The organism is Arthrobacter sp. 01N442, assembly GCF_056399345.1.
This window is the reverse complement of the sequence record NZ_JBFTRD010000005.1, coordinates 176,230-195,652: the sequence shown is the minus strand read 5'-3', so window position 1 is coordinate 195,652 and position 19,423 is coordinate 176,230. Positions and strand designations below refer to the sequence as shown.

Sequence of the window (19,423 nt, the reverse complement as noted above, 5' to 3'; positions counted from 1 at the left end):
GGGTCATCCCGACGATGGCGAAATTCAACCGCTAGGCGTTTCACATTTGGACGCATTCACGGTATATTTCTAACAAGCCTTCCACCGCGGCATCCCCCAATAGTCGCGGTGGAAGGCTTTTCCATTGCCAGTAGGCTTTTCCATTGCCCGGAGGCTTTTGCATTGCCTACAGGTTTTCCAGTTCCGGCAGGGTCTTCAATTTCCGCAGGAACTCCCTCACGCGACAGCCGTTCAGGCGGCGTCCGCCACCGCATCCCGGAGCCGCCAGCCTCCGCCGAGCCCGTCCCGGACGATTTCCATCGTGGTCAGCGCCGATCCCCTGTTCCGGCCCAGCGTGGCCTGGATCTGCCACACCTCGACGTCGACCCGGCTTAGGCCCTTCGGCATCCGGCGCTCGGCTTCCCACCAGCTAACGCGCTCAAACCACCGCACCGGCTCCGCCCCGACCACCCATTCACGGCCACCGCGGACCACTGCCAGGGGCTCCCCCGCCGGGCCCGTCTTCACGATCACATGTTCCATGCCCGTGACAGTACGGGCGGGCGCCGACATTTTCGCGGCCACAGTAACCAGGGCCAAGATGGCAGTAAAAAACCCCGCCTTGGCCGGCCAACTGGCCTGCCGCGACGGGGTTTTTCCTTGGTGGGTCCTACCGGGATCGAACCGATGACATCCACGGTGTAAACGTGGCGCTCTACCAGCTGAGCTAAAGACCCAAGGTGTCGTTTCCGCACTTCAGTGCGTCAACCAACGAACAATGACTCTACCGGAAACGGCGTCGGAAACGCCAATCGGCAGCCAGCCCCGGGCTTGCCCTAGAGACCGGGAAGTTCTGCGGCCAGCCAGGTCAGGGATTCGCTGACTCCTGCCTCCAGCTTGATGGTGGCAAGATCATCGCCGCGGGTTTGGCCCCGGTTGATGATCACCACGGGTTTGTCCTGCTTGGCGGCGTGCCGGACGAAGCGCAGGCCGCTCATCACGGTCAGGGAGGATCCGGCCACCAGCAGGGCGGCTGCGTCATCCACCATGGCGTAAGCGCGCTCCACCCGGTCCTTGGGAACATTCTCGCCAAAGTAGACGAAGTCGGGCTTCAGGGTTCCCCCGCAGGCCGGGCAGTTCGCGACCGTGAATCCGGCGATCAGCTCCGAATCCTCCACCGTGGCGTCGGCGTCGGGCGCCATTTCCACTACACCGGCGGCGAGTGCGTCGGTCAGGAAGTCCGGGTTGAGTTCCTCCAGCACACCGGCCAGCAGTGAGCGGCTGTAGCGGCGCTGGCAGGCCAGGCACACCACCTGGTCGAAGCGGCCGTGCAGGTCCACCACGTTGACGCTGCCCGCGTCCTCGTGCAGCCGGTCCACGTTCTGCGTGATCAGGCCGGTGAGGAGCCCGCGGTGTTCCAGGCGGGCGGCGGCCGTGTGGCCGTCGTTGGGATCGGCGCGGCGCAGATGCGACCAACCGATGTGGTTCCGCGCCCAATACCGCTGCCGGTTTTCGGGTTCGCCGATGAATTCCTGGTACGTCATCGGTGCCCGCGGAGCAGCACCCGGGCCCCGGTAGTCCGGGATGCCCGAATCGGTGCTGAGTCCGGCGCCGGTGAGCAAAGCGAAGCGCTCCCCCGCGAGGAGGCCGTGGATTTCGCGCAGGACTTCGAGTTCGCTCCGCTCCGGTTCGGCGGTCACCGCCGGCGGCAGGCTGGCGAAGCCGGTCATGCCGACACCTGGCCGCCGCTGCCTCACTGCGCCCGTCCCCGCCGTCAGTTCCCGGCGAGCCCGGCCAGGGCGGCGCGGTAGCCGGCGAAGTCCCGGGCCTGCCCACGGGGGTTCACCACGACGTAGCGGACAATTCCGTCCGCGTCGATGATGAAGGTGCCGCGCTTGGCCATGCCGCTGTCCGGGTCGAAGACACCGTATTGCTCGGCAACGGCCCCGTGCGGCCAGAAGTCAGCAAGCAGGTCGAAGGTGTAGCCTTCCTTTTCCGCGTAGGCGCGCTGCGCGAACTTGCTGTCCACCGACACACCCAGCACGGCGGCGTCGGCGTCTTCAAAGAGCGCAAGGTTGTCCCGGATTTCGCAAAGTTCGCCCGTACAAATGCCCGAGAACGCAAAGGGGAAGAACACGAGGACCACATTGCGTCCGCGCAGTCCCGAGAGGCGGATGGGTTCGCCGAACTGGTTCAGAAGTTCGAAGTCGGGAGCGGGCTGTCCTACGGCCGGCACGGCAGTAGCCAGAGCCGCAGCTGCGCCGGATTGGGTCACTTGTTCTTCCGGGTGACCAGGCGGGTGGCGCTCCAGTCCTTGGAAACGCCCGCGGACGTGGTGTAGTGCAGGCCCGCGGTGGGGGCGGCATCCTGGATATCCGCCGGTGAAACGTAGCCCACGCGCCCGTTCTTCGGGGTGAGCACCCAGACCACGCCGCCCTCGGTCAGGGTGGTGCGCGAGCCGACGAGGGTGTCAACGAGGTCTCCGTCGTCGGACCGCCACCAGAGAATCACGGCGTCGACGACCTCGTGGTCGTCCTCATCGAAGAGCTCCGAGCCGGTGAGATCCTCGATGTCGTCGCGCAAGTCGAAGTCGACGTCGTCGTCATAACCGAATTCTTGAATCAGATCTCCATTTTTGAAACCCAATTTTTCCGCCACATTTACCGAAGTGGCGGCGTCGGCCTCGCTCACGTGTTGCTCCTATGCTGTTTGTACGTCTTGGTGTACTGCTTGGTGGACCCAATGGTGCTAGTGATTTCCATTACTACAAGCCAACACCCTTTGCGCCTTTGCTTCAAGCTGCTGACGCCGCGATCCGCCATATTCTGCGTCACACCGGCCGTTCCGGGGGCCCCGGAGGGGGCACGCGTCACACAACCAGTATGCCCGTGAAATACGGTGGCGGCCCCATGCGGTGGCTACGCATCCGCGGACGCACACGGCTAGAGTGGCTGATGACGACTATGCCTGCGCGGCCAACCGACCGCTGACACAGGCAGGCATGGTTGTGATTGGACCTAGCCCGGCATACAGGACCGGGCTGCTGTTACCGATATGTCGCACACGTCGCGTTCACGCCAGGCAGTCACCCTGCCGGAGCTGAGGGTGCCGATGAATGCGCTCAAAGAGAGGTTGGACGTGGCTGCAGGAGAAGATACCTCCCATATCCTCAGCGGGTTGACTAACCAGCTGCCTGATCGTGATCCGGAAGAGACCGCCGAATGGCTGGAGTCCCTGGACACCCTGATTCAGGAACAGGGCACCGAACGTGCCCAATACATCATGCGGAGCCTGCTCCAGCGGGCCGGCGCGCAGAGCGTGGGCGTGCCGATGGTGACCACCACGGACTACGTCAACACCATCCCGGTGGACCAGGAAGCACCGTTCCCCGGTGACGAAGAGATCGAACGCAAGTACCGCGCCTGGCTGCGCTGGAACGCGGCCGTCATGGTGCACCGCTCCCAGCGCCCGGACATCGGCGTGGGCGGACACATCTCCACCTACGCCGGCGCCGCGACCCTCTACGAAGTCGGCTTCAACCACTTCTTCCGCGGCAAGGACCACCCCGGCGGCGGCGACCAGGTCTTCTTCCAGGGCCACGCCTCCCCCGGCATGTACGCCCGCGCCTTCATGGAAGGCCGGCTGACCGAGGAGGACCTGGACGGCTTCCGCCAGGAGAAGTCCAAGGAAGGCCACGCCCTCTCCAGCTACCCGCACCCGCGCCTCATGCCGGAGTTCTGGGAGTTCCCCACGGTGTCGATGGGCATCGGCCCGATGAACGCCATTTACCAGGCGCAGTCGAACCGCTACCTGCACAACCGCGGCATCAAGGACACCTCGGACCAGCAGGTCTGGGCGTTCCTGGGCGACGGCGAAATGGACGAGCCGGAATCGCGTGGCCTGCTGCAGCTCGCCGCGAACGACAAGCTGGACAACCTTAACTTCGTCATCAACTGCAACCTGCAGCGTCTCGACGGCCCGGTCCGCGGCAACGGCAAGATCATGCAGGAGCTCGAAGCATTCTTCCGCGGCGCCGGCTGGAACGTCATCAAGGTCGTCTGGGGCCGCGAGTGGGACAACCTGCTCGCCAAGGACGAAGACGGCTCGCTCGTGAAGATCATGAATGAGACGGTCGACGGCGACTACCAGACCTACAAGGCTGAATCCGGCGGATTTGTCCGCGAGCACTTCTTCGGCAAGACCCCGCAGACCAAGGACATGGTCGCGGACATGACGGACCAGGAGATCTGGAACCTCAAGCGCGGCGGCCACGACTACAACAAGGTCTACGCCGCGTACAAGGCCGCCACCGAGTTCAAGGGCAAGCCGACGGTCATCCTGGCCCACACGGTCAAGGGTTACGGCCTGGGCACCCACTTCGAGGGCCGCAACGCGACCCACCAGATGAAGAAGCTGACGCTGGCGGACCTGAAGGCCTTCCGCGACCACCTGCGCATCCCGGTCACGGACGAGCAGCTCGAGGCCGACCCGTACCAGCCGCCGTACTACCACCCCGGCGCCGACGCCCCGGAGATCCAGTACCTGATGGAGCGCCGCCGTGCCCTCGGCGGGTTCGTCCCCGAACGCCGTTCCAAGCACACCGACGTCACCCTGCCGGGCGACAAGGCTTACGAGGTCGCCAACCGCGGTTCCGGCAAGCAGCAGGCCGCCACCACCATGGCGTTCGTCCGCCTGCTCAAGGACCTGATGCGGGACAAGGACTTCGGCACCCGGATTGTGCCGATCATCCCCGATGAGGCACGCACATTCGGCATGGATGCGTTCTTCCCGACGGCGAAAATCTACAACCCGAACGGCCAGAATTACCTGTCCGTGGACCGCGACCTGGTCCTGGCCTACAAGGAATCCATTGCCGGCCAGATCGTGCACGCCGGCATCAATGAGGCCGGTTCGGTCGCAGCTTTCACCGCGGCGGGCACCTCCTACGCCACGCACGGCGAACCGCTGATCCCGATCTACGTGTTCTACTCCATGTTCGGTTTCCAGCGCACCGGCGACTCCTTCTGGGCGGCCGCGGACCAGATGACCCGCGGGTTCATCATCGGTGCCACCGCGGGCCGGACCACGCTGACCGGCGAGGGCCTGCAGCACGCTGACGGCCACTCCCCGATCCTGGCCTCGACCAACCCGGCCGTCGTCACCTACGACCCGGCCTACGGTTACGAAATCGGCGTCATCATGCGTGACGGCCTGAACCGGATGTACGGTCCCGGCCCCGCGGACAACGACCCGTCCCGGAACCTGATGTACTACATCACGGTCTACAACGAGCCGATCGTCCAGCCCCCGGCACCGGCCGAGCTCGACGTCGAAGGCATCATCAAGGGCATCTACCTGCTGGCGCCAGCCAAGATCGACGGCCCCCGCACGCAGATCCTGGCCTCCGGCGTCTCCGTCCCCTGGGCCCTCGAAGCCCAGCGTGTCCTCGCCGAGGACTGGGGTGTCTCGGCCGATGTTTGGTCCGTGACGTCGTGGACCGAACTTCGCCGTGACGCCATGGCTGCCGAGGAAGAGGCCTTCCTCAACCCCGGCCAGCCTGCCCGCGTCCCGTTCGTCACCGAACAGCTCGCCGGCGCCACCGGACCGATCGTGGCCGTCTCGGACTACATGAAGGCCGTTCCGGACCAGATCCGCCAGTTCATCCCGAACGAGTTCGCCTCGCTCGGCGCTGACGGCTTCGGCTTCTCGGACACCCGCGCCGCCGCGCGCCGCTTCTTCAAGAACGACATCCACTCGATCGTGGTCCGTTCCCTGCAGATGCTGGCCCGCCGCGGCGAGGTCGATGCCCAGGCCCCGGCCCAGGCAATCGAGAAGTACCGCCTGCTCAACGTCAACGCCGGCACCACCGGCAACGCGGGCGGCGACTCCTAGCCGCGTGCCAGCGCAGAAAACAGTACGACGGCGGTCCCGGCTGGGGCCGCCGTCGTGCGTTTAAGGCTGTGATGAAGCCCAAAGCAACTTGTAGCCTTTGCACAAATGGAGCTTGAACGGCGGGCACCGTATGCTCGATGCATGGCAGAGCCCACCACCACTCCCGCAAAACGCAAACCGTCCGTGCGGGCGCTCACCCCGGAGAAGGCCGAGACGCTGAAAAAGCTCCGCGCCAGCGTGGGCCAGCTGTCCACCACGACCCTGCGCCAGCTGGAAAAATCCCTGCCCTGGTACAGCAGGCTGAACTCCGATGAGCGCTCCGCCCTGGGCATGGTCGCGCAGAACGGCATCGCCGCCTTCGTGACCTGGTTCGAACGGCCCAGCTCGCCGTCCTGGATCCTCTCCGACGTCTTCGGCACCGCCCCCACCGAACTCACGCGCTCGATCAGCCTGCAAAAGGCACTGCAGCTGATCCGGATCGTCGTGGAGGTTGTCGAGGACCAGGTGCCGATCATCGCGCCCGAAGCGGACCAGGCCGGCTTGCGCGAAGCCGTGCTCCGCTACTCCCGCGAGGTCGCGTTTGCCGCCGCGGATGTCTATGCCCGGGCCGCCGAGACCCGCGGCTCCTGGGACACCCGGCTGGAGGCGCTGATTGTCGACGCGATCCTGCGCGGCGAAAACACCGATGCGCTGCGCTCCCGGATCGCCGCCCTGGGCTGGAAAGCCCAGGAACGGTTCACCGTGATGGTGGGGAATTCCCCCTCGGAACCCAGCGCCAGCTACGTCAGCGAACTCCGGCGCACGGCCGGGCGCTTCGCCGAAGACGCCCTCGTCGGCATCCAGGGCGACCGGCTCATCCTGATCCTGGGCGGCGTGCAAGACCGCGAGACGGCCTGCCAGAAACTCAGCGAACTATTCGCGCCCGGTCCGGTGGTCTACGGCGCCGAGGCCGGTTCGTTGCTGGAAGCCAGCGGCTCGGCCCAGTCCGCCTTTGCCGGCCTGACAGCGGCCAGGGCGTGGCCCTCCGCGCCGCGTCCCGTGGCGGCCGATGACCTCCTGCCCGAGCGCGTGATCTCCGGCGACGACGCGGCCAGGCGCTCCCTGGTCAAGAACATCTACCGGCCCCTGGTGGCGGCATCCAACGGCCTCGTGGAGACCCTCGGCACCTACCTCGAACTCGGCCATTCGCTCGAAGCGACGGCCCGCGAGCTCTTCGTCCACGCCAACACCGTGCGCTACCGGCTCAAGCGGGTTTGCGACGTCACGGGCTGGGATCCGCTGATCCCCCGGGAGGCCTTCGTGCTCCAGGCGGCGCTCGTGGTGGGCCGGCTTTCGGCCCCGCCCAGACCCTCCACGGAACGCCAGCCCTCGCGTAACAACACCTGACCCGTTGTAGACTTCCTACAACCTGACCCAGTGAGCTTGGTGCATGAAAGTACCGATGAATCACGCGGCAATTTGGAAAGCTGGATACGTGCTTGCAATCGTTTGCCCTGGACAGGGCTCCCAGACCCCTGGTTTTCTGGCCCCCTGGCTGGAACTGCCTCCCGTCGCAGGCCATTTGGCCTCCCTTAGCGAAATAGCAGGTATCGACCTCACCGCCCACGGCACCACGTCCGATGAGGAGACCATCAAGGACACCGCCGTCGCGCAGCCCCTGATCGTCGCCGCCGGGCTGGTGGCCGCAAAGTCCCTCTTCGACGTCGAACTGGGCACACTCCCGGTAATCCTCGCCGGACACTCCGTCGGTGAGATCACCGCCTCCGCCCTGGCCGGCGTGCTGACCGAAACCGAAGCCATGACCTTCGTCCGTGAACGCGCCAACGGCATGGCCAAGGCCGCCGCGGCCACCCCCACCGGCATGAGCGCCGTCGTGGGCGGAGACCCCGCCGAAGTGCTGGCCGCGATCGAGGCATGCGGCCTCACCCCGGCCAACGTCAACGGAGCCGGCCAGACCGTCGCCGCCGGCACCCTGGAACAGCTCAAGGCCCTCGCCGACAACCCGCCGGCCAAGGCCCGCGTGATCCCGCTAAAGGTCGCCGGCGCGTTCCACACCTCGCACATGGCCCCCGCGGTCGCCGCGCTCCAGGCCCTCCGGCCGTCCCTGCACCCGCGCAACCCGCAGGTCCCGCTGCTCTCCAACTTCGACGGCGCCGAGGTCACCGAAGGCGGCGCCGCGGTCGACAGCCTGATCGCACAGGTCTCCCGCCCGGTCCGCTGGGATCTCTGCATGGAGACGCTCGTGAAGCGCGGCGTTACCGGAGTGATCGAACTCGCCCCTGCCGGGACGCTGGCCGGCCTGGCCAAGCGCGGCATGCCCGGCGTGAAGACCGTCACCGTCAAGACCCCGGACGACCTGTCCGCCGCCTTGGCCCTATTCGCAGAACTGGAGGGAGGGGAATGAGCGCTCCTACTCTGAAGCAGGCTCCCCTGCAGGAGAACACCCGTGTGATGGGCGTCGGCGCCTACCGCCCCAGCGTCATCGTCACCAACGAGGATGTCTGCCAGTGGATCGATTCCTCGGACGAGTGGATCCGGCAGCGCACCGGCATCATCACCCGCCACCGGGCTCCCGCTGACGTCAGTGTGATCGACATGGCCGAGGGCGCTGCCCGCGAGGCCCTGCAGAAGGCCGGCGTTGAGGCCTCCGAACTCGGCGCCGTGATCGTCTCCACCGTGACCCACCCGTATGCGACGCCCTCGGCTGCGGCGAGCCTGGCAGACCGCCTCGGCGCCACCCCGGCACCGGCGTTCGACATCTCCGCCGCCTGTGCCGGCTACTGCTACGGCATCGCCCAGGCCGACGCGCTGGTCCGCTCCGGCGCGGCCAAGTACGTGCTGGTGGTGGGTGCGGAGAAGCTCTCCGACGTCATCGACAACACCGAGCGCACCATTTCATTCCTGCTCGGCGACGGCGCCGGCGCCGTCGTCATTGGCCCCTCCGACACCCCCGGCATCGGCCCCTCGGTGTGGGGTTCGGACGGCAGCAAATGGGACGCCATCGGCATGACCCACTCGATGCTGGACATCCGCGACTTCGCCGCCGCCGGCAAGCGTGAGACCGCCCTCAGCGAGGGCGAAGCCACGGTGACCGAAGCTGCCCTGTGGCCCACGCTCCGGCAGGACGGCCAGACGGTCTTCCGCTGGGCGGTCTGGGAAATGGCCAAGGTGGCCCAGCAGGCCCTTGACGCCGCCGGTGTCCGCGCCGAGGACCTCGCCGCGTTCATCCCGCACCAGGCCAACATGCGGATCATCGATGAGATGGCCAAGAAGCTCAAGCTTCCGGAGACCGTCAAGGTCGCCCGGGATATCGCCGAAGCAGGCAACACCTCGGCAGCCTCCATCCCCCTCGCCACCCACCGCTTGCTGCAGGAAAACCCTGAACTGAGCGGCGGACTGGCCCTGCAGATCGGGTTCGGAGCCGGACTCGTCTTCGGCGCCCAAGTGATTGTGCTTCCGTAGGCGGTCACCGCACTTCCCAAGCTGAAGCGTTCTTCGACAGCGCGGATTCCCAAGCAAGCCGAACCCTCGGTTTGAATCATTTCGCCAGCGGCTCCCGGAACAACCACCGGAAGCCGACGGCAACAACAAGAAAAGGAGCCATCAATGGCTAGCAACGAAGAGATCCTGGCCGGACTGGCTGAAATCGTCAACGAAGAGACCGGCCTGGCCCCCGAGGCTGTCGAGCTGGACAAGTCCTTCACCGAGGACCTGGACATCGACTCCATCTCCATGATGACCATCGTGGTCAACGCCGAGGAAAAGTTCGGCGTGCGCATCCCGGACGAAGAGGTCAAGAACCTCAAGACCGTCGGCGACGCCGTCAGCTTCATCGCCAACGCCCAGGCCTAATTCCGCCTGAGCCACGGCTTCGGCCGGCAGACCGGGTCTGTGACCCGGTTCGGCCCTTCGGCCGGTTTTGTGGCCCGGTCCGGGACGTCCGATAACGTCCCGGACCGGGAACACCGCAGCCGACCCCGGATCTTGTTTATCCCCGTTTCTTGCATGACCACCGAGTTTTCCCTACGCAGGCCCCGGCCGTCTTTCAACAGGCTCCGGATAAGGCAGGCGCACCGACAGAGAGTGATCCCATGGCACGCAAAGTAGTCATTACCGGTCTGGGTGCCACCACACCCATCGGCGGCGATGTCCCCACGATGTGGAAGAACGCGCTGAAGGGCGTCTCCGGCGCGCACACGCTTGAGGACGACTGGGTGGCCAAATACGAACTGCCCGTTCACTTCGCCGCCCGCGCCTCCACACCCGCCTCCGAGGTCCTGAGCCGGGTCGAAGCCAAGCGCATGGACCCGTCAACGCAGTTCGCCGTTGTCGCCTCCCGCGAGGCCTGGGCCGACGCCGGCATCGCCGACATCGACCACGACCGCCTCGCGGTAGCTTTTGCTACCGGCATCGGCGGCGTCTGGACCCTGCTGGACGCTTGGGACACGCTGCGCGAAAAGGGCCCACGCCGCGTCCTGCCCATGACCGTGCCGATGCTGATGCCTAACGGCCCCGCCGCGGCGGTCAGCCTGGACCTCGGCGCCCGTGCCGGCGCCCACACCCCCGTTTCGGCCTGCGCGTCCGGCACCGAAGCGGTTCACATGGGGCTGGACCTGATCCGCTCCGGCAAGGCCGACGTCGTCGTCTGCGGCGGCGCCGAAGCCGCCATCCACCCGATGCCGATCGCCGCGTTCGCCTCGATGCAGGCGCTCTCCCGCCGCAACGACGATCCGGAGCACGCCTCCCGCCCCTACGACCGCGACCGCGACGGCTTCGTGATGGGTGAAGGCGCCGGAGCACTGGTCCTCGAGGCCGAGGAGCACGCCCTGGCCCGCGGTGCCCGGATCTACGCCGAACTCGCCGGCACCTCGGTGACCGCCGACGCGTACCACATCACTGCACCGGATCCGGAGGGCCTCGGCGCCACCCGCGCCCTCAAGGCAGCAATGTTCGACGGCCGGATCCAGGCCGAGGACGTGGTGCACGTCAACGCGCACGCCACCTCCACCCCGGTCGGCGACAAGCCCGAGTACACCGCCCTCAGGGCCGCCCTCGGCACCCACGTGGACAATGTGGCGGTCTCTGCCACCAAGTCGCAGATGGGGCACCTACTGGGCGCCTCCGGTGCCGTGGAGGCCGTGCTGACCGTCATGGCCGTGTACGACCGCAAGGCACCCGTGACGATCAACCTCGAAAACCAGGATCCGGAGATCCCGCTCGACGTCGTCACCTCCGAGCGTGCGCTGCCCGGCGGCAGCATCGTGGCCCTGAGCAACTCCTTCGGCTTCGGCGGCCATAACGCCGTCATCGCCGTCCGCAGCGTCTAGGCCGTCCGGGCCCGGGCACGTGCCCGGGCCCGGATCCTGGCCCTCGCAGCACGCCGAAATGACAGATGGCGGCAGTGTTCCTCGTGAACACTGCCGCCATCTGTCATTTGGCGTTGCTATGGAGTTTGTTGCGTTGCGTCCGGGACGGGACGGGCCTAGCCGACCTGGTGCAGCCAGCGGACGGGGGCGCCTTCGGCGGCGTGCCGGAAGGGTTCGAGTTCCTCGTCCCAGGCCTCGCCGAGGGCTAGGGAGAGCTCGTGGTAGACCGCGGAAGGGTCGCCGGCGCCTGATTCGTAGGCGTAGCGGATGCGGTCCTCGGAGACCATGATGTTGCCGTGGACGTCCGTGACGGCGTGGAAGATGCCGAGTTCCGGGGTGTGCGACCAGCGGCCGCCGTCGACGCCCTGGCTGGGCTCCTCCGTGACCTCGTAGCGCAGGTGCGCCCAGCCGCGGAGCGCAGACGCCAATTGAGCCCCCGTGCCCGGTGTTCCGGTCCACGACAGCTCGGCCCGGAACATTCCGGGCGCGGCAGGCTGGGCAGTCCACTCAAGGTCCGTCCGCTTGTCCACGACAGACCCAATGGCCCACTCAACGTGGGGGCACAGGGCGGTCGGGGCCGAGTGAACGAACAGGACACCGCGGGTTAGTGCAACAGACATTCCATCCTCCATAGCTATAGGTACGTCTTCCCCAACGACCTCTGCCTGGATGCCTGCCTGCTGCGTCAATCCGCGTGCAGGGCGGTTGCCCCTGCCAGACTATTCAGTTTTGACAATCCATTTGGTGCAAAAAATCTGTGCAAAAAATAGGTCCGGACCTCAGGTGGTGACACGATGCTTCAGAGCTTCAAGCACCACTTGAAAGTTGCCGGGCGTGAATCTCATTCTGCCGTACCCCGCCTAATTACGCCAGTGCAATTCGGCGCGTCGCTCCCGGCGAGTCGTTTTCGTTTTGCTAGAGCTCCGGGACCGCCGTGGAAGGCCGTCCCGGAGCGGATCCGGGACAGTGCAGGGCACGGCGCGGAAGGCGGTGCCGTGGCCAGCGCGGACCGTGGCCGATCAGGCCCTCGGATGCGCCTGTTGGTAACTTTGCCGCAGCCGGTCGACCGATACGTGGGTGTAGATCTGCGTAGTGGCCAGGCTGCTGTGCCCCAGAATCTCCTGCACCGCGCGCAAGTCCGCCCCGCCGTCGAGCAGGTGCGTTGCCGCCGAGTGGCGGAGCGCGTGCGGGCCCGTGGCCGAGGTGTCCCCCAGCCCGTCCAGCAGGCCCTTCACGACGCTGCGGACCTGCCGCTGGTCCACCCGTTTCCCGCGCGCGCCAAGGAAGAGCGCCGGGCCCGAGTCGGCCGCCATCAGGGCCGGACGTCCGCGACGAAGCCAATCGTCGACGGCGAGCGCGGCCGGCAGGCCGTACGGCACGGTCCGCTCCTTGTTGCCTTTGCCCAGTACGCGTAGGGTCCGGCGATCCGGGTCGAGGTCGTCGATGTCCAGGCCGGCGAGCTCCCCGACGCGGACTCCCGTGGCATAGAGCAGTTCGAGCATGGCGCGGTTGCGCAGGGCCATTGGCTCGCCCTCAGCAGCGGCGGACTCTGCCCCTGCCACGAGCCGCTGGACCTGCCCCTGCTGCAGCACACCGGGAAGGGACTTCTCACGCTTCGGAGCCTTTAGCCGTAGGGCCGGATCCACCGTGATGAGCTCCTCCCGCACGGCCCAGGCGGTAAAGGCCCGCGCGGTGGCGGCACGCCGGGCGAGTGTGGCGCGGGACATGCCCGACTCGCTCTGGGCACCAAGCCAGCGCCGTAGGGTGCCCAGTTCAAGGTCGGCCAGTTCCGCGGCGCCCTCGGACGCCGCGTGCGCCAGCAGGCTGCCGACGTCGGAGAGGTACGCGCGCACCGTGTGGGCGGACCGGCCCCGCTCCGCTTCCAGGTACCGGCCGAAGCCGTGGGCGGCCTCAGCGAGCGCGGCGGGAATCTGCTGTGTTGACACCCTCCCACTTTCCCAGCAACCCGGGCCGCAACCCGTGCAGCCGAGCGGCGCGCCGTCAACACACGCGCTGCCGCATCACCGTTGCCCGGACTGCGACTCGCTGCTGCAGCGGCAGGCACGGCCGATCGCGGCCGGACTATCAGGGCGCAGCACAGCCGGTACACCGCGTCAGCCCGCCGTGGCGGATCGTTTCCATCCGCCCCGTTGGGATTCGGCGAGGCCCAGGAGTCCGAGCCGCCCCAGGCCTGCCCTGACCGATTCCGGACTCAGCCCGGCAACCACGGAAAGCTTTTCGACAGTGCTCGTAACGCGCAGCGGAAGTGCATCCAACAGGATCAGGTCCTCCAGGGTCAGCCCGTCGTGGGCCTCCGCCCGGCTTGGCTTAGCCTCCGTCAGCGAGTCGCCGCTCGGCGAGGCAAGCTCCGCGATCTCGCCGGCGTCCGTGACGCATACTGCGCCGCCTTCGCGCAGCAGCCGGTGGCAGCCGGCCGAGTTGGCACTGTGCACCGAGCCCGGAACTGCCCCGACCGCCCTGCCCAGGGTCTCGGCATGGTGCGCGGTGTTGAGGGCCCCGGACCTCCACCGGGCCTCGACCACCACCGTGACGGACGACAACGCCGCTATGAGCCGGTTTCGTTGCAGGAAGCGGTATCTGGTGGGCGCCGAACCGGGCGGAACCTCGGCCAGCACGGCGCCCTGATTGGCTACCGCCCGGAGCAGGTCCTCGTTGCCGGAAGGGTAGAAGCGGTCCACTCCCCCGGCCATCACGGCGATGGTGGGCAGCGCCCCGGCGGATCCTGCCAGCGCGGCTCGATGGGCGTGGGCGTCGATGCCATAGGCGCCCCCGGAGACGATGGTAAAGCCCCGCTGGGCGAGTCCGTAGGCGAGGTCTCCCGTCACCGCTGAGCCGTAGGCAGTGCTGTCCCGGGAACCCACCAGTGCGATGGCTTTGCCGGCCGGCGGCAACTCCTGTTCCACGCCGCGCCACCAGAGGCATAACGGCTCCTGCAGCCCCAGGTCCGCGAGCTGGCCGGGCCACAGTGGGTCCGTCGGGATGAGCAGCCGGCCGCCGAGGCGCTGCATGGTCGCCAGGTCGCGTGCCGGGGCCAGGTCCGGTACGCGCGGCGCCCAACGCTTCAGCGCCATGCTCAGGCCGGTCCAGCCGCCGCCGGCGCCGTTCTCCTCCAGCACCCGGGACAGTTCCTGCTCCGTGTCCGGGCCGGCCGACAGCTCCCCGGTAGCGATCCGCAGGGCGTCCTCCGGACCTGCTACCCGGACGAGTGCCAGGCCGGCGGCGTCCTGGGGTTCCAGGAGCCTTGACAGCGCCGCCCTGGCAGTCCTTTCCTTCTCTGTCATGCTTCGGTTCCCTCCATATGCTGTGGTGCCGTTCTCGGGCGGACGGGTCGGCTGGGCCTGTGCTGTCACGCGGCGGCCGATGTTGCTTGCCGAAGGTTGAGGGCCTGGCCGATGTCATCCGCGTCGGGACCGTCGCGGCCGGAGAGGTCCGCCAGCGTCCAGGACAAACGCAGTACACGGTCGTAGCCGCGGGCCGTCAACGCGCCGCGTTCCAGCGCGTGGTCGAGGATGCGTGTTGTAGGGCCCGCCAGCCGCAGCGGGCCGCGGAGCACCCTGCCAGGTACCTGCGAGTTGGTTTCCAGTCCGAGTGGCCGGAGCCGGTCCAGCTGCCGTTCCCGGGCGGCGCGCACCCGCGCCGCGATGTCGGCAGTTGCTTCCTCTGCGCGGGGCTGGCCAAAGTCTGCGAGGGCAACGCGTTCGACTTCCAGCTGGATGTCGACCCTGTCGAGCAGCGGCCCGGACATCCGGGCGAGGTAGCGTCGCCGCATCATCGGCGTGCAGGTGCAATCCACGCCCTTGCCCGAGGCCTTGCCGCAGGGGCAGGGGTTGGCCGCCAGGACCAGTTGGAACCGGGCCGGATAGGCCGCGGTGCCTGCCGAGCGGTGGATGACCAGCTCGCCGCTTTCCAGCGGCTGCCGGAGCGCGTCGAGGACGCGGCGCTCATATTCAGGGGCTTCGTCCAGGAACAAGACGCCGCGGTGCGCCCTGGAGGCCGCGCCGGGCCGCGGCAGCCCCGAACCTCCCCCGATGATGGCGGCGGCCGTGGCCGTGTGATGCGGGTTCTCGTAGGGCGGCCGCCGCAGCAAGGTTACGGAGGCCGAGGTGAGCGAACTGAGGGAATGGATGGCCGTCACCTCCATGGCTTCCCGGTCGCCGAGGTCGGGCAGCAGCCCGGGAAGGCGCTCGGCCAGCATGGTCTTGCCGGCCCCGGGCGGCCCCGTCAGCAGCACATGGTGGGCCCCGGCAGCGGCCACTTCCAGGGCCCGGCGGCCCTCGCCCTGGCCGGAGACGTCGCACATGTCCGGTGCCATCGCGGCCGCAGCCGTGCCGCCGTCGTCGGGCTCTTCATCATCCGGCTCAAAATCCAGCGCCAGGTCCTGCGGGTCGGCACCGAAGTCGAACGCCAGCCTGGCCAGGGTCCGGTAGCCGCGAACCCTCGCCCCTGGCACCAACCCGGCCTCGGCAGCGTTGGCCTGCGCCACCACCACGTCCGGATACCCGGCCTGAACGGCGGCCATCACGGCGGGCAAAATACCGCGCACCGGACGTAGCCGTCCGTCCAGGCCCAGTTCGGCGATGAAGACATGCCGCCCGGTGGAGCGCACGTCGTTCGCGGCCAGCAGCACCGACATAGCGATGGACAGGTCGAATCCGGATCCGCGCTTCGGCAACGACGCGGGGATCAGGTTCGCCGTGATCTTCCTGCGGCTGAGCGGGATTCCCGAGTTCTGAGCGGCTGAGCGGATCCGTTCCTTCGCCTCATTGAGCGAGGCGTCGGGCAGGCCCAGGATCACGAAGGCGGGCAGGGTTTGTCCGATGTCGGCCTCAACCTCGACGATGTAGCCGTTCAGCCCGACGAGTGCCACCGAGTAGGTCCGTCCCAGCGCCATCTACCCCACTCCTTTGAGGTGTTCGATGGCCGGGGTGCCGGTGCCGTCGTCGAGCACGGCGATTACGTCCACGCGGCGCAGCGGCATCCGCAGCTCATGGTCCCGGCACCACGCGGAGGCCAGCCGGTGCAGCCGGGCGAGCTTATCCGCGCCCACGGCTTCGAAGGGGTGCCCATAGGCGAGGGATTTGCGGGTCTTGACCTCGGCGATGACGAGAGCGTCGCCGTCGAGCGCCACAATATCGATCTCGCCCTCGGGGCAACGCCAGTTGCGGTCAACAATCCGCATGCCCTGGGCTTCGATGAAGCCGGCGGCGAGCTCCTCACCGCTCCGGCCCAGCATGTCCTTAGCTCTCATGCCTCCAGCGTGGGACGTGCACGAACCGTGCCACAGAGGCTTACCGGGCTATGTGGACAACGTCGGCCGCGGGGCCGGTTGAGGGCAGGAGTTAGTTCCCCAGCCCCTCCACCTTCGGCAGGGCCAGTTCCTCGCTGCGCGGGAGCTCCTCCACATTGACATCCTTGAAGGTGATGACGCGGACGCTCTTGACGAACCGGGCGGATCGGTACACGTCCCACACCCAGGCGTCCTGCAGCGTCAGGTCGAAATAGACCTCGCCGTCGGCGCTGCGCGCCTGCAGGTCCACGTGGTTGGCCAGGTAGAAACGCCGCTCGGTCTCGACCACATAGCTGAACAGCCCGACAACGTCGCGGTATTCGCGGTAGAGCTGCAGCTCCATGTCGGTTTCATAGTTTTCAAGGTCCTCGGCACTCATGGTTCCATCTTGCACCATCGGGCGCCGGACGCGCGCCACGGGCCCGGCCCACGGCCCACCACGGCACAGTCGCCCGCCCGGCACAGTCGCAGGCCCCGCCGGAAACGCGCTCAGTCGCCGAGCAGTTGCCAGCTGACCCGGTGGTACGGCGTGGGGCCGGCCGCGCGGAGTGCATCCTTGTGCGCGGCGGTGCCGTAGCCCTTGTTCTCGTCCCAGCCGAACGCCGGGTACTCGGTGTGCAGGGCAGCCATTTGGCGGTCCCGTTCGACCTTGGCCAGCACGGACGCCGCGGCCACGGACAGGCACTGCATGTCCGCCTTGACCAGCGTGTGGACCGGCGCGTCGCAGCCCGGCTCCTCGGGGCCCTCGTCGAACAGCGAGGCCTGCGCCACGGGTGAAAGCCAGTTGTGGCTACCGTCCAGCAACACCACGTCCGGCGTCACGCCGGCGGCCAGCACCGCGAACCAGGCCCGGTTGCCGGCGAGCCGCAGCGCGCCGATGATTCCGAGCGCGTCGATCTCCGCCGCGCTGGCGTGTCCCACGGCTGAGGCGACGCTCCAGCTGCGCACCAGCGGTTCCAGCCGTTCCCGGTCAGCGACCTTGAGCAGCTTGCTGTCCCGCACATCGGCGAGCAGCTTCTGCTTGTGCAGGTCCACGACGGCGATCCCGACGCTGACGGGCCCGGCCAGGGCGCCGCGGCCGACCTCGTCGATGCCGGCGAGCAGCCGGGCACCCGAGGCACGGAACCGGCGCTCATAGTCGAGGGTTGGTGCTTCGGACACTGCTGCCGTCCTTACTTCCCTGACGGTGCCGGGACGCCGCGGAAGACGTCCGGATAGTTGTCCAGCGAGGTGATCCGGTTCAGCGGCCATGCGATCACGACGGCTTTGCCTTCGACGTCGGCCAGATCGATGAAGCCTCCATTGGTCTCCATGTGGGCGCGGGAGTCGGCGGAGTGGTTTCGGTTGTCGCCCATGACCCAGACCTTCCCGGCCGGGACCACGACGTCGAAGTCGCGAACCTGCGGAACCTCGGTTTTGTTGACGTACTTCTCGTCCAGCGGCGCCCCGTTGACCGTGAGCCGGCCGCTCCCGTCGCAGCACACGACATGGTCCCCGGGCAGGCCGATCACACGCTTGACCAGGTGCTGCTCGGAGTTGTCCGGGAGCAGGCCGACGAACGTCAGCGCGTCCTGGACTCCGGTGAGCGGCCCGGCAGGCTTCGCCGCGGTCGGCACCAGCCAGCCCTTGGTGTCCCGGAACACGACGACGTCCCCGCGCTGCAGGGCCATCGGTTCCGGCACCAGCAGGTTGACGAAGATCCGGTCGTTGACGTCCAGGGTGTTCATCATGGACTCGGACGGGATGTAGAAGGCACGGAACAGGAAAGTCTTGATCAGGAAGGACAGCACGACGGCTATCACCACCACCGTGGCGATCTCCTTGAGCCACATCAGCATGGGGTTCCGGCCTTCACGGGCCTTCGCCTTCCGGGCACGCGTCGACGACGGCCCGGCGTGCGAGGGGCCCGCCAGCGGGGTGCCGGCAGCTCGCTCCGGCTGAGCTCGCCCGGGGTGCACCGGATCAGGCTCGCCGGCGTACACAGGATCAGCCGGCGGGGGTTCCGGCGCGTGCTCGGGACGCGGCGTGGCTGGTAGCTGCGTCGTCGGGTGATCGGTGCCCGGGATGGGCGAGGAGGTCACTCGGGGCTCGTCGTGCCCCCGCGGATCAGGAGTCCGGGGTCCGGTCTCGGGCATCTACTGTCCGTTCTTCATCGTCGTGCCGGCCTCGGTGGGCCGCGGTATTGCTGCAAATCTATCAATCGGCCAGATGATCTGTACCGGACGGCCGATCACGCGCTCCAGCGGGACCATTCCGCCCCCCGGCGCGCCGAGCAGGCTGCGCGAATCGGCCGATTTTGAACGGTGGTCCCCCATCAGCCAAAGCCGGCCTTCCGGGACAATCACGTCGAACTTCAGCTTGCTCGGGGCATCGCCCTCATATAGATAGCGTTCCTCAACTTGCTGGCCGTTGACTGTGAGCCGGCCGTCCGCGCCGCAGCACACGACGCGGTCGCCGGGAAGCCCGATGACACGCTTGACGTAGGTCGTGTCGCTGCCGGTCAGGCCCAGCCAGTGGCCCGCGCCGGCGAGGAAGTCGGCCGCTGGCCCCTTGCCGCTGTTCAGCGGGGCGAAGGAGCCGCGGCCGTCGAACACCACCACATCACCGCGGCGCACCTGCTCGAACGCGAAGTCGGTGCGGGAAACCAGAATCCTGTCCCCGTCGCGGAGCAGCGGCTCCATCGACGCGGAGGGGATGTAGTAGACATCAAGCCACAGGGAGCGGACCAGGCCGCTGATGGCCACGGCGAGCACCAGGCCCAGAAGCGCAAAACGCCAGCCCAGTTTCCTGGGCCGGCGTTTTGTCTGTTCCATGATCCGTGTCCTCTTACGCTTTTCTTAGTTGAACGGCGCAGTGGCGGAGCGTTCCGGCAAACGCC

Annotated in this window: 19 protein-coding genes and 1 tRNA gene; 6 read left to right on the top strand and 14 right to left on the bottom strand. The window is 67.6% G+C overall.

From position 1 onward, the window contains the following. Window positions 1-231: 231 nt before the first annotated feature. The 5 genes from AC1DNC_RS12145 to AC1DNC_RS12125 all read right to left on the bottom strand — a co-directional run bounded on the left by AC1DNC_RS12145 (window position 232) and on the right by AC1DNC_RS12125 (window position 2,670). Complete coding sequence (locus AC1DNC_RS12145) at window positions 232-522, bottom strand: hypothetical protein (RefSeq protein WP_476862788.1); 291 nt, start codon at window positions 520-522, stop codon at window positions 232-234. A 118-nt stretch (window positions 523-640) separates the two neighbouring features. Further along, window positions 641-716 (bottom strand) — tRNA-Val (locus tag AC1DNC_RS12140). A gap of 99 nt (window positions 717-815) precedes the next feature. Further along, a complete protein-coding gene (locus AC1DNC_RS12135; RefSeq protein ID WP_476862787.1) occupies window positions 816-1,709 on the bottom strand; it encodes an NAD-dependent protein deacetylase in 894 nt (297 codons plus the stop codon). 44 nt (window positions 1,710-1,753) lie between these two features. After that, window positions 1,754-2,254: a peroxiredoxin gene (locus AC1DNC_RS12130; RefSeq protein ID WP_476862786.1), complete on the bottom strand. Its 501-nt coding sequence runs from the start codon at window positions 2,252-2,254 to the stop codon at window positions 1,754-1,756. After that, window positions 2,251-2,670 carry a DUF3052 domain-containing protein gene (locus tag AC1DNC_RS12125; RefSeq protein ID WP_476862785.1) on the bottom strand — a complete coding sequence of 140 codons (420 nt, stop codon included), beginning with the start codon at window positions 2,668-2,670 and terminating at the stop codon, window positions 2,251-2,253. Before AC1DNC_RS12125 ends, AC1DNC_RS12130 begins: the two co-directional genes overlap by 4 nt. Before the next feature lie 420 nt (window positions 2,671-3,090). Between AC1DNC_RS12125 and aceE the strand changes: the two genes are divergently transcribed. The 6 genes from aceE to fabF all read left to right on the top strand — a co-directional run bounded on the left by aceE (window position 3,091) and on the right by fabF (window position 11,198). After that, entirely contained in the window at window positions 3,091-5,871 is a 2,781-nt protein-coding gene (gene aceE / locus AC1DNC_RS12120) for a pyruvate dehydrogenase (acetyl-transferring), homodimeric type (protein ID WP_476862784.1), read from the top strand. Window positions 5,872-6,012: 141 nt separating this feature from the next. Next, window positions 6,013-7,257 carry a PucR family transcriptional regulator gene (locus AC1DNC_RS12115; RefSeq protein WP_476862783.1) on the top strand — a complete coding sequence of 415 codons (1,245 nt, stop codon included), beginning with the start codon at window positions 6,013-6,015 and terminating at the stop codon, window positions 7,255-7,257. 88 nt (window positions 7,258-7,345) lie between these two features. Beyond that, window positions 7,346-8,275: an ACP S-malonyltransferase gene (locus tag AC1DNC_RS12110; RefSeq protein WP_476862782.1), complete on the top strand. Its 930-nt coding sequence runs from the start codon at window positions 7,346-7,348 to the stop codon at window positions 8,273-8,275. Next, complete coding sequence (locus tag AC1DNC_RS12105) at window positions 8,272-9,333, top strand: beta-ketoacyl-ACP synthase III (RefSeq protein ID WP_476862781.1); 1,062 nt, start codon at window positions 8,272-8,274, stop codon at window positions 9,331-9,333. The genes AC1DNC_RS12110 and AC1DNC_RS12105 overlap by 4 nt, the downstream gene beginning before the upstream one ends. A gap of 144 nt (window positions 9,334-9,477) precedes the next feature. Beyond that, entirely contained in the window at window positions 9,478-9,723 is a 246-nt protein-coding gene (locus tag AC1DNC_RS12100) for an acyl carrier protein (protein ID WP_175320862.1), read from the top strand. Window positions 9,724-9,962: 239 nt separating this feature from the next. Next, the gene (gene fabF, locus AC1DNC_RS12095; protein WP_476862780.1) at window positions 9,963-11,198 is read left to right on the top strand and encodes a beta-ketoacyl-ACP synthase II; all 1,236 of its coding nucleotides are present in this window, start codon (window positions 9,963-9,965) and stop codon (window positions 11,196-11,198) included. 155 nt (window positions 11,199-11,353) lie between these two features. Here the strand turns inward: fabF and AC1DNC_RS12090 are convergent, their stop codons facing one another. The 9 genes from AC1DNC_RS12090 to lepB (AC1DNC_RS12050) all read right to left on the bottom strand — a co-directional run bounded on the left by AC1DNC_RS12090 (window position 11,354) and on the right by lepB (AC1DNC_RS12050) (window position 19,358). Further along, a complete protein-coding gene (locus AC1DNC_RS12090) occupies window positions 11,354-11,857 on the bottom strand; it encodes a DUF3145 domain-containing protein (RefSeq protein ID WP_136322385.1) in 504 nt (167 codons plus the stop codon). A gap of 399 nt (window positions 11,858-12,256) precedes the next feature. Continuing rightward, complete coding sequence (locus tag AC1DNC_RS12085) at window positions 12,257-13,183, bottom strand: tyrosine recombinase XerC (RefSeq protein WP_476862779.1); 927 nt, start codon at window positions 13,181-13,183, stop codon at window positions 12,257-12,259. Window positions 13,184-13,351: 168 nt separating this feature from the next. Then, the gene (gene dprA, locus AC1DNC_RS12080; protein ID WP_476862778.1) at window positions 13,352-14,539 is read right to left on the bottom strand and encodes a DNA-processing protein DprA; all 1,188 of its coding nucleotides are present in this window, start codon (window positions 14,537-14,539) and stop codon (window positions 13,352-13,354) included. A 65-nt stretch (window positions 14,540-14,604) separates the two neighbouring features. After that, window positions 14,605-16,149: a YifB family Mg chelatase-like AAA ATPase gene (locus AC1DNC_RS12075; RefSeq protein WP_476862777.1), complete on the bottom strand. Its 1,545-nt coding sequence runs from the start codon at window positions 16,147-16,149 to the stop codon at window positions 14,605-14,607. After that, entirely contained in the window at window positions 16,150-16,506 is a 357-nt protein-coding gene (locus AC1DNC_RS12070; protein WP_476862776.1) for a YraN family protein, read from the bottom strand. A 91-nt stretch (window positions 16,507-16,597) separates the two neighbouring features. Continuing rightward, window positions 16,598-16,924 carry a DUF2469 domain-containing protein gene (locus AC1DNC_RS12065; protein ID WP_056426737.1) on the bottom strand — a complete coding sequence of 109 codons (327 nt, stop codon included), beginning with the start codon at window positions 16,922-16,924 and terminating at the stop codon, window positions 16,598-16,600. Between the two features lie 110 nt (window positions 16,925-17,034). Continuing rightward, window positions 17,035-17,706, bottom strand: a complete 672-nt coding sequence (locus AC1DNC_RS12060) for a ribonuclease HII (RefSeq protein WP_476862775.1) — start codon at window positions 17,704-17,706, stop codon at window positions 17,035-17,037. An 11-nt stretch (window positions 17,707-17,717) separates the two neighbouring features. Beyond that, a complete protein-coding gene (gene lepB, locus AC1DNC_RS12055) occupies window positions 17,718-18,626 on the bottom strand; it encodes a signal peptidase I (RefSeq protein WP_476862774.1) in 909 nt (302 codons plus the stop codon). 54 nt (window positions 18,627-18,680) lie between these two features. After that, window positions 18,681-19,358 (bottom strand): signal peptidase I, encoded by a 678-nt coding sequence (gene lepB / locus AC1DNC_RS12050; RefSeq protein WP_476862773.1) that lies wholly within the window; start codon window positions 19,356-19,358, stop codon window positions 18,681-18,683. Window positions 19,359-19,423: the final 65 nt, after the last annotated feature.